We start from the raw sequence: 9,807 nt of genomic DNA, 5'->3' as shown, positions 1-9,807 counted from the left end.
CCTGGGGGTCGGACGAAGGGGCCGGAGGAAGAGATCGGATGAGGGCGCCGGGGATCGGGCGTCGTCGGGGCCGGGGATCGGGCCGGGTGATCGGGGGGCGGGGTCGGGCGAGCCGGGCGGGCCCGGTCAGTCCACGCCCGCGCTGGAGAACAGGACGACGGACTTGTGCGGGAAGCTCACGAGGGCCTGCTCCCAGGCCACCGTGTGCCGTATCGCGCCGACCATCGCCGGGTTCCGGATGTCCGGCTCGCTGAGCAGGTGGGTGAACCGCCCCGTGTCTCGCCGCGCGTGCACCTGCCGGATGAACCGGTCGACGACCCTCCGGCCGAGGCCGGTCCTGATCTGCGTCAGGTCCGCCAGGCCCATGTGCCCGCCGGCCGTGCGCGGGTCGGTGGGGCGGGCCGCGCCGATGGACATGTGGGCCGGCCGGTAGAGCTCGATGTACCCGATCCCCTCCCCGTCCCGGGTGAGGATCATCGGCTGGAACCCGGGGTGCGCCGCGAGGTGCTCCAGCTCGGCGTGCCACACCTCCGGCCCCCACGCCTGGCGGAAGGTCGCGGCGAGGTGCGGCAGCCGCATCCACGTGGAGACGAGGTCCGCGTCCGCGTCCGGGTCGGCGGGGCGCAGGGCGATGCCGGGGAAGGCGGGGTCGTCGGTGAGGGCCCGGTCGAACTCCAGCTCGTCGAGGGGGATGACCGGGGCCCCGGCGGCCGGCCCGCCCCACGGTGCGGTCGCGGCCCACAGGCGGCCGGGCTGCGGGTGCCCGGTCGGGTCCGGGGTGCCGACGCCGTCGAGCCCCGGGAAGAACAGCGACGGCACGACGGCCCACGCCCCGGGGGTGTGCCCGGCGGTCGCGGGGTCGCCGGCCGCCGGGTCCGGTCGGTCGCCGGTGCCGTCCAGGGTGCCGCCCAGGGTGCCGTCCAGGGTGTCGACGAGCGCCTCGTGCGCCGCGACGACCGCGGCGACGGCGGCGTCGGTGCCGTCCGGGGCGTGTCCGTCGCGGCCGGTCCGCGGGCGGGCGCGGCGGGTGGTCCGGTTGAGGCTGGTGCCGTCGCCGCCCGGGACCGTGCGGTAGTCCGCGACCCGGAACAGCAGGTCGAGCAGGTCGCGCGGGTCGTCCACCGGGCGGCCGGCGTCACCGACGCGCTCCCCGGGGACGGACGGGCCGTCGACGAGGCGGACGTCCGCGATGCCCGCTGGAGCGTGCACGGGGACGTCGGGACGGGGGTTCCGGGCGGTCCCTGAACCACCCGTGCCCGCCCGCGCGGGCACGGTCCACCTGAACGCGAGCCGCGGCGCGTCCGCCGCCGCATCGGAGCGGGCGTCCGCGGCGAGGTGCGGCGAGACGACCTCCACCGTCTCCCCGGGGGCGGCGGTCGGGGCGAGGTGCGTCTCGGTGGCCCACAGGCGCACGATCTGCGCGGTGAGCTCCCTGTCGGACGTGCTCACAGGCCCTCCTCCCCGCGTCCGTCGGCGGGTTCACCGTCGAGTCCGTCGTCGAGTTCACCGTCGAGTTCACCGTCGAGTTCGTGGAGGATCCCGGCGGTCCGGTCGAACAACCCGGGCTGCCGTTCGCACCGCCGCAGCCCCTCGGCGACGGTCCGGGCGGTCCGGTTCTCGAAGAGCACGGCGGCGGGCAGCGTCGTGTCGTCGAGCAGCTCCCGCAGCACGGACACGACCTTGACCATGAGCACCGAGTCCCCACCGAGGGCGATGACGTCGTCGTCCGCCCCGACGGTCCCCGGGTCGAGGTCGAGCACCTCCTCGAGCACCCCGGCGACGAGGTGTTCGAGGGTGCCCGGCGTCGGCAGTCGGTCCACCCCGGGACAGGCTGTGCCACCCGCGGCGGCTCCACCACCGGCACCACCGGCCGCCCCCGGCACACCCGTGCCACCCGTTCCGGGCGAACCGGCGGCACCCGCACCGCCGACCCCGCCGTCCGCGACGATCCGCGCGCACGCCCGCCGGTCGATCTTCCCGTTCGCCGTCACGGGCACCGCCGCGACCGTGACGATGCGGTCCGGCACCATGTACGGCGGCACCGCTCCGGCCATCGACCGGGCGACCGCGTCCGCGTCGACGCCGGTCCCCGGCTCCGGCTGCACGACCGCCCCGAGGTGCACGCCCGGGTCGCGGTACACGCTCACCGCCCCCGCGGCGACGCCCGGCACGGCCCGCAACGCCGCCTCGACCTCCCCGGTCTCCACCCGGTAGCCGCGGATCTTCAGCTGGTCGTCGGCGCGACCGAGGAACTCGATGCACCCGCCGGGCAGGTACCGGACGCGGTCGCCCGTCCGGTACCAGCGCACCCCGTCGACGACGGGGAACCGGTCGGCGGTCTTCCCCGGGTCGTGCCGGTACCCGTCGGCGAGCCCCGGCCCGGCGACCCACAGTTCACCGGGCACGTGGTCGGGCCGGTCGCGTCCGGCGGCGTCGACGACCCGGCAGCGCATCGTCGGCAGCGGGGTGCCGAACGGCACGGCCTGCCACTCCGGGTCGATCGCGTCCGGGCCCGTGACCTCGTGGACCGTCTCGTGGATCGCGGTCTCGGTCGCGCCGCCGAGCCCCGCGACCCGGCACCGCGGTGCCCGCGCCCACAGGCGCCCGGGGAGGTCGGTGGTCACCCGGTCGCCGCCGAGGAGGCACCAGCGCAGGCCGGTCAGGGACGACGCCGACCTCCCCGCGAGCAGCATGTCCAGCAGGGGAGGGACGCAGTAGAGGTGCGTCACCCCGCGGTGGTCGATGCGGCGCGCCCACACCTCCGGGTCACGGCGTTCGTCGGCGTCGAGGCACACGACCGCCCCTCCGGCCGACAGCGGGCCGAACACGTCCTGGACCGAGAGGTCGAACTCCACCGAGGCCAGGGCCAGCGTCCGGTCCGCGGACGTCATCCCCGTGATCCCGTTGACCACGTCGAGGGTGTTCATCACCGCCCGGTGCGGGACCTCCACGCCCTTCGGCTCCCCCGTGGACCCCGAGGTGAACAGGACGTACGCGAGGTCCTCCGGGTCCACCTCCGGTGTGCGCGCCGCCTCCGGCACGGGGTCGTGGGCGAACGCGTCCGCGACGTCGAGCACCCGCACCCCCTCGACCTCCAGGGGGCCGCCCTCCCCGTCGGCGAGGACGAGCGTGCAGTCCGCCGTCCCGAGGATCCGCCGCAGCCGCTCGACCGGCTGGTCCACCCCCAACGGCACCCACGCCGCCCCCGCGGCCAGCACCCCGAGCAGCACCGGCACCTGGTCCGGCCCCTTGCGCAGGCGCACGCCGACGACGTCGCCGCGACCCGCCCCGGCCGCACGGACCGCACCCGCGACCCGCCTGGCGGCGTCGGCGACCTCCCCGTACGTGCGCACCCCGTCCTCGCCCCACAGCACGGCCGGCCGCCCCGGGTCGGCGGCGGCGGTGTCGAAGAACCCCTCGTGGAGCATCCGCCCCGAGACGGGCGCGGTCGTGTGCGTCCGGTCCCGTGCCGCGAGCTGCCCGGCGGGCACACCCCCGGGGAACGCGGCGGACCAGTCCGCCGACGCGGTGAGCGCCCGGACGTTCGCGCGGTAGGCGTCGAACATCGTGTCCACCACCCCGGGCCGGAACCGGTGCTCCTGGATGTCCCAGTTCACGAGGAACCCGCCGTCGAGCTCCGTGACCTGCGCGTCGAGAAGCACCTGCGGGCCCTGCGAGATGATCCACACCGGGTCGCCGAACCGGCGGCGCACCCGCGGGGAGAACAACTCCCCCAGGCCCACCGCCGACGTGTACACCACCGGGGCGATGACCTGCCCGCCGTCCCGTCGGCCGAGGTCCCGCAGCACGTCGAGGGCGTTCCAGTCCGCGTGCCCCGCCGCGTCCCGCATCGAGGCGGACAGCGCCCGCACCCGGTCGAGCACCGCCGCCGGGCAGGTGAGGTCCACCTCGACGAGGATGAGCGAGCTGAAGTCGCCGACGAGCCGGTCGACGTCGTCGTGCACCGGCTGCCGGTGGAACAGCGGCAGGTTCAGCAGGAACCGCGGCGAATCCGCGCACAGGCCCACGGCCTCGGCGAACGCGGCGGCGAGCGCGGCGGCCGGGGTCACGCCGTTCGCCGCCGCGTGGCGGCGCAGCGCGTCCTTCTCCGCCGGGTCGAGCGTGAGGTGGCGGCGCACGGCCGGGGGGTGGTCGGCGGCGGGCGGGGTCGACGTGGCGCCCGACCCTCCCGTCCCGCCCGACCCGCCCGTCCCGCGCACGGGCAGGCGGGGCGGGACCGGGAGGTCGTCGAGCCGGTCGCGCCACCACGCCCGGTCGCGCTCCCGGTGCGGGGGCTCGGCGACCTGCGGGTCCAGCACGTACTCACGGAAGCTCGTCCGGACGGGCGCGGGATCGTCACCGTCGAGGAACGCGGCGAGGTCGTCGAGTGCGACGCGGTAGCTCATCGCGTCCCCGCCGAGCATGTCGAAGTCCACGTGCAGCCGCGCGCGGCCCCCGGGCAGACGGCTGAGCCGGATGTCGATCATCCGGCCGTGGTCGGCGGCGAGGCGCTGCGTCCCGGTCCGGCGGCGCGTCTCCTCCAGCACCTGGTCCCGCGCCCCGTCGCTGAGGTCCCGCAGGTCGTCGACGTGGAGGACGTCGGCGGGGGGTTCCGCGGCGATGCGCTGGGTGCCGTCGTCGACAATCTCCGCACGGAGCATTCCGTGGCGGCGGAGCAGGCGGTCGACGGCCCCGGCCAGGGCCTCCGGGTCCGTGTCCGGCCCGTCCAGTTCGACGTACAGGTGCGCGGACACCCCTCCCAGCGTCTCCTGGGCGCCGCCCGCCCAGTACGCGTGCTGGAGCGGGGCGAGCGGGAACGGCTCGTGCGCGTCCGGGTCGACGGGGGCCTGGCCGGCACTGCCCGGCGCCCCGGCCGGCTGACCGGCACTGCCCGGCGCCCCGGCCGGCTGACCGGCACTCCCCGGCGTTCCGTCGCCGGGTGCCGCGGCGGCGAGGACCTCCTGCCAGCCCTCCGGGGTCGGGGCGGCGAGGAGCTCGGCGAAGGAGACGTCGAACCCGGCCTTCCGCCAGCCCCCCGCCAGACGCATGATGCGCAGCGAGTCCAGCCCCGCCCCCACGAGGTCGGTGTCCGCGTCCACCGGCACGTCGGGGACTGCCGCGCGGATCTGCGCCACGATCTCGTCCGTCGTCGGCGCGGTCGGCCGGCCGGGAGGTGTCGGGTTCACTGTCATCTGGACCACCTGTCTTCGTTCGGGATGCGGCCGGAGCCGCCGAGCCGTCCGCGCCCGGGGGCGCGGTGTCGTCGGGGGACGTGTCTCTGGTCGGCCGACGGCACAGCGAGGTCGTGCCGGGCCGCCGGCGAGGTCGAGAACTGCAGGTGAGTGAGGATCAGTCGTGCCGTGGGGTCGTCGTGTGGAGCGGGTGGAGCGGGTGGAGCGGGCCGAGCACGGGCGGCGGGTGGGTCCGCCCACTCGTGCCGTCGGCACGGACGGCGGGCGCGCCCCGCGCGTCACCGCGGGCACCCCGGCCACCCGGTGCGCGTCACCGCGGGCCACCCGGGCGCCCGCACCACCGCCGCAGGTCAGAACGTGTCCAGCACCGGGGCGAGCGTGTCGATGCTCCACGGGACGGACAGCGCGGTCGGCACGCGGAAGGCCGTCACCCCGGCGGCGTCGAGCTCCGCGACGCGGTGCTGCTTCACGGCGGGCAGCGACGACCACAGCGGCGAGTCGGTCAGCGGCGTGGCGTCGCCCATCGACCCGAGGATGATGATGTCGGCGTCGAGCTGGTCGACGTTCTCCAGGGAGAGCTTGCCCTGCACGCCGCCTTCGCCCCCGCCGAGGCCCTTGAGCTGCTCGGGGACGCTCAGCCCGAGGAGGGACAGGGTCTTCATGGTCGGGTCCTCCGGGTCGGTGACGACCTGGATGTTGTCCGGCCCGCCGTACAGCGCCACGGCGACGGTCTTCCCCGCGAGCCCCGGGTGCGCGGCGCCGACGTCCCGCACGTGCTGTTCGGTGTCGGCGATGAGGCGGTCGGCGTCGTCCTCCCTCCCGTACATCCGGCCCACGACCCGGGTCTGGTCCTGCCACACGTCGAGCTTCCCGTCGACGAGGGCGGGGACGGTGGGGGCGATCTTGGTGAGCTCGTCGTACATGCTCCGGTCGGTGACCATGGAGCTGGCGAGGACGGCCTCGGGTGCGACCTCGGCGATCTTCTCCATGGGCACGTCGGAGGGGTTCATCATCTGCAGTGCCCGGGTGGGCCCGTCGGGGGCGACGGAGAGCTTCCCGTCCTCCCACGGCATGACGGCGCTGGGGAAGCCGGCGAAGCCGGTGACGGCGGCGGGCTGCTCGCCGAGCTGGAGCATGGCGTCCGTGTACCCGGGGGAGAGCGACACGACGGTGTCCGGGTCGGAGGGCAGCGCGGTCTGCCCGTAGGCGTGGTCGACGGTGACGTCGCCGTCGATGCCGTTGTCGCCGGAGCCGCACGCCGCGAGGAGGCCGACGGCGGCGGTGAGGACGGCCGCGGTGACGGTCCGGGTGATCCGGGGGGTGCGGTGGGTGCGGTGGCGGGAGGGTGTCGACGCTGCGTTCCAGCTGGTGGTCACGTGTGTGCCTTCCGTGTCGTGGGGGTTGTGTCGTCGTCGTGGGGGCGGGCGGCGCGGCCCCGGAACACCTGATCCCCCGCACGCCGGGCGTCCGGCGCGGGCGGGGGATCGGCGGGCCGGGTCAGTAGCAGGACACCCAGGCCATCTTGGCGAGGTTGCACACCGACGCCTTCTCGAGCTTCCACTGCCCGTCGATGTACCGGAACGTGGAGCCCGGGTAGGTCCAGGAGCCCCACTCGCCGGGGAAGACGAGGACGAGCGTCGCGGTGGCGGTGTCCCCGTTCGCGACGACGTCCTTCATCTCGAAGCTCGGGGAGCCGATGCCCTTGGCCTCCTGGCCGGGCGGCGGCGCGGCCTTCGCGCGGACGTCCGCGACCTGGCTGAGCGTGTTCGAGGTGACGGGGCCGTCGACGGTCCACGCGGTGCGCTCCTCGGGGCTGAGGTTCGCGTCCGACGCCGCCATCGTGGCGTCGAGCAGCTCCTGTGCGGAGGGCACGGGGATCTCGCCGGCGCCGCCGTCGTCGACCGGGGCGGCGTCGTCGGCGGGGGCCGGGGCGGCGGCGTCGTCACCCTCGGCGGGGGCCGGGGCACCGTCCTCGGCGGGGGCCTGCGGGGCCGGTGCGCCGCCACCGGCCGCGGCACCTCCGGCGGCCGCCCCACCGGCTGCGGCACCTCCGGCGGCCGCCCCACCGGCTGCGGCACCGCCGGCGGCCGCCCCACCGGCTGCGGCACCGCCGGCTGCGGCACCGCCGCCGGCCGACGCCGAGCCACCACCGGCCGACGCCGAGCCGCCGCCCCGCGCGGACGGGGCGGGTGCGGCACTGCTCGTCGCGCCGGCCTTCTTCGCCGGGTCGCCCTTGGAGCTCGCGGTGCCGGGCACGGCGACGCGGCCGGTCTGCTCCTGCATCGCGGCGACGATCTCGGCGACGCGGTCGCGGGACTCCTGCTCGTGCGCGTGGGACTGCGCGGCGATCGTCACCGCGGCACCGGCGGTGACCGCCGAGGCGAGGGCGACGACGGCGGCGACGGCGACGAGGACGGTGACGTTGCGGTCCGACCCGGACCGACGGCGACGCGTGGGCCGGTCACCGCCGTCCGCACCGGCGGCATCGCCCGTCGGGGCGTCGTCGGGGGCGTCGGGGCCACCGGGCGCGCCGGGGCCGCCCGCCCCTCCCGCCGCGGAGGCGGGGGCCGCGTGACTGCCGCCGGGGGAGGCGGAGGCGGGGGCCGCGGGACCGCCGGGGCCGCCGGCGGAGCTGTCCGCGCCCCGGACCCGGGGGATGTGCCGGGTGGGGTCCTCCGGTCCGCCCCCCGGCGTCTCTCCACCCCGGCCGGAACCGGGGGTCGGGTGCTGGTTCATGTACTCCTCCTGACGTGTGCGGGTCGTCGGCCCCGGCGGCGGCCGGCAGCCCCCTCGGCCGGCACGGGTGGCGCGGGTGGCGCGGACGCGCGACGGCGTCCCGCCGGTGGGTGTCGGCGGGGAGCAGCGCCGCCGGGGGGCGTCGGCCACGTCCCCGGGTGAGCGGAGTGAACCACTACAGCGGAGGGTGACCTCAGTCGCTGCGCCACACCACAGACCGTTCCGGTAAGGGTAGGATTACATTATGTCTGACGTAGGTGTACTAGTCAATACCTGACCTCGGCGGATCGTCCGCCCGGCCGCGCACGACCACAGGCCACCGCCGCACACGGGCCCCGGCCGCCCGCTCACCCCCGCACGACGACAGGCCACCGCCGCACACGGGCCCCGGCCGCCCGCTCACCCCCGCACGACGACGTACGGCGCGACCGACCCCAACTTCTCGCACGTCTCGGTGAACTCCCGCTCCGGCCGCGAACTCCGCACGATCCCCGCCCCGGCCTGCACCCACGCCGCCCGGTCCGTGGCGTACACCGTCCGCAGCGACAGCGCCGTCTCCAGCGACCCGTCCGCCCCGAGCACGACGAACGCCCCGGCGTACATGCCGCGGGCGACGGGTTCGAGGCGGTGCACGGCGTCGAGAGCCTCCCGCTTCGGGATCCCCGACGCCGTCACCGCCGGGAACAGCACACCGAGCGCGTCGAAGCGGTCCCGGCCCCCGGCGAGCCGGCCGCGGACCGTCGACGCGAGGTGCTGCACGCTGCCCCGCCGACGCACGGCCATGAACTCGTCGACGCGTGCCCCGTCGCAGACGGAGCCGACCTCCTCCATCGCGTCGCGGACCGACAGGCAGTGCTCGGCGATCTCCTTGTCGTCGGTGACGAGGTCGTCGTGGAGCCGCCGGTCCTCCTCCGGGTCGCCGGTGAGCGCCCGGGTACCGGCGAGAGGTTCCGTCGTGACGAGGCCGTCCGCGTCGACGGACACGACGATCTCCGGGCTGAACCCCGCGGCGGAGAGCTCCGGCCACTCGAAGGCGAAGGACCGCGCGGGGCTGTTCGCGGCACGGCCGGCGCGGTAGGTCGCGGGGATGTCGGGCCGCCCCGGCACGGTGACGCGGCGGGAGATGATGACCTTCTCGTAGCGCCCGGCGCGGATCTCCTCGACGGCGCGGGTGACGGTCGCGCGGTAGGCGTCGCCGCCGCCGCTGACGTCGACGGGGCTCGGGGTGGGGTCCGGGGCGGGGTCCGCGGTACCGGGGGTCGACGCCCCCTCCGCGGCCGGGCCTCCGACCGGCACGGTCGCGGGGTCGGCGGTGATCCGCTCGACGGTCTCCGGCCAGCGCAGCACCGCGAGCGGCAGCGCGGCGGCGGGGTCCTCACCCGCGTCCGTGCGCGCGTGCCCCTCGGCGCCGGCGGCGGCGCCCGTGCCCGTGTCCGCACCCCCGTGACGGCCGATGCCGTGGTGCCGCATCGCCCACTCCGTGCCGACCCACCCGAGCGCGGGTCCCGCCCCACCGGCGGCCGCGTCGCCGCCGAGCCGCTCCTCGACCTCCGCGACGGCCCGACGCAGCAGGGGCACCGGGCTCCCCTGGCCCGGCAGCAGCAGCGTCGTGTCCCCGACGGTCACGTGCGCCCCGTCGTCGGTGAGGACCACGCGCGCCCGCTCCCCACGCCCGACGTACCCCCCCTCAGCGTCCTCGTACACCGCGTACAGGGCCCCGTCGTCGCGGGCGCGCGCGGCGGCGTCGGCCAGGGCCCGCGCCACCGGGGTGAGCCCGGCCCCGGCGGACCGCGACCCCCTCCCCTCCGCGGGGGCGTCGGCGTCCGACGGGGACAGGGGCGGGGCGGACACGGTGGGGGACTCTGCGACAGTCATGGCG

5 protein-coding genes are annotated in these 9,807 nt (G+C 76.7%); all 5 read right to left on the bottom strand.

Annotated features, from left to right (window positions below; all coding sequences use genetic code 11):
- Positions 1-126 precede the first annotated feature (126 nt).
- On the bottom strand, positions 127-1,449 hold the full coding sequence (locus CBOVI_RS00325) for a GNAT family N-acetyltransferase (protein WP_125187228.1): 1,323 nt from the start codon (positions 1,447-1,449) through the stop codon (positions 127-129).
- The gene (locus CBOVI_RS00320) at positions 1,446-5,192 is read right to left on the bottom strand and encodes a non-ribosomal peptide synthetase (RefSeq protein WP_139016691.1); all 3,747 of its coding nucleotides are present in this window, start codon (positions 5,190-5,192) and stop codon (positions 1,446-1,448) included. Before CBOVI_RS00320 ends, CBOVI_RS00325 begins: the two co-directional genes overlap by 4 nt.
- Before the next feature lie 350 nt (positions 5,193-5,542).
- The gene (locus CBOVI_RS00315; protein ID WP_010265316.1) at positions 5,543-6,568 is read right to left on the bottom strand and encodes an ABC transporter substrate-binding protein; all 1,026 of its coding nucleotides are present in this window, start codon (positions 6,566-6,568) and stop codon (positions 5,543-5,545) included.
- A 121-nt stretch (positions 6,569-6,689) separates the two neighbouring features.
- A complete protein-coding gene (locus tag CBOVI_RS00310; RefSeq protein WP_183273684.1) occupies positions 6,690-7,928 on the bottom strand; it encodes an MTB12 C-terminal domain-containing protein in 1,239 nt (412 codons plus the stop codon).
- 399 nt (positions 7,929-8,327) lie between these two features.
- Entirely contained in the window at positions 8,328-9,803 is a 1,476-nt protein-coding gene (locus CBOVI_RS00305) for a salicylate synthase (RefSeq protein ID WP_125186445.1), read from the bottom strand.
- Positions 9,804-9,807: the final 4 nt, after the last annotated feature.

The sequence above is a fragment of the Corynebacterium bovis DSM 20582 = CIP 54.80 genome, from assembly GCF_030408615.1.
Lineage (GTDB): Bacteria > Actinomycetota > Actinomycetes > Mycobacteriales > Mycobacteriaceae > Corynebacterium > Corynebacterium bovis.
The sequence above is the reverse complement of the archived record's forward strand: the minus strand, read 5'-3'. Positions and strand labels throughout refer to the sequence as shown.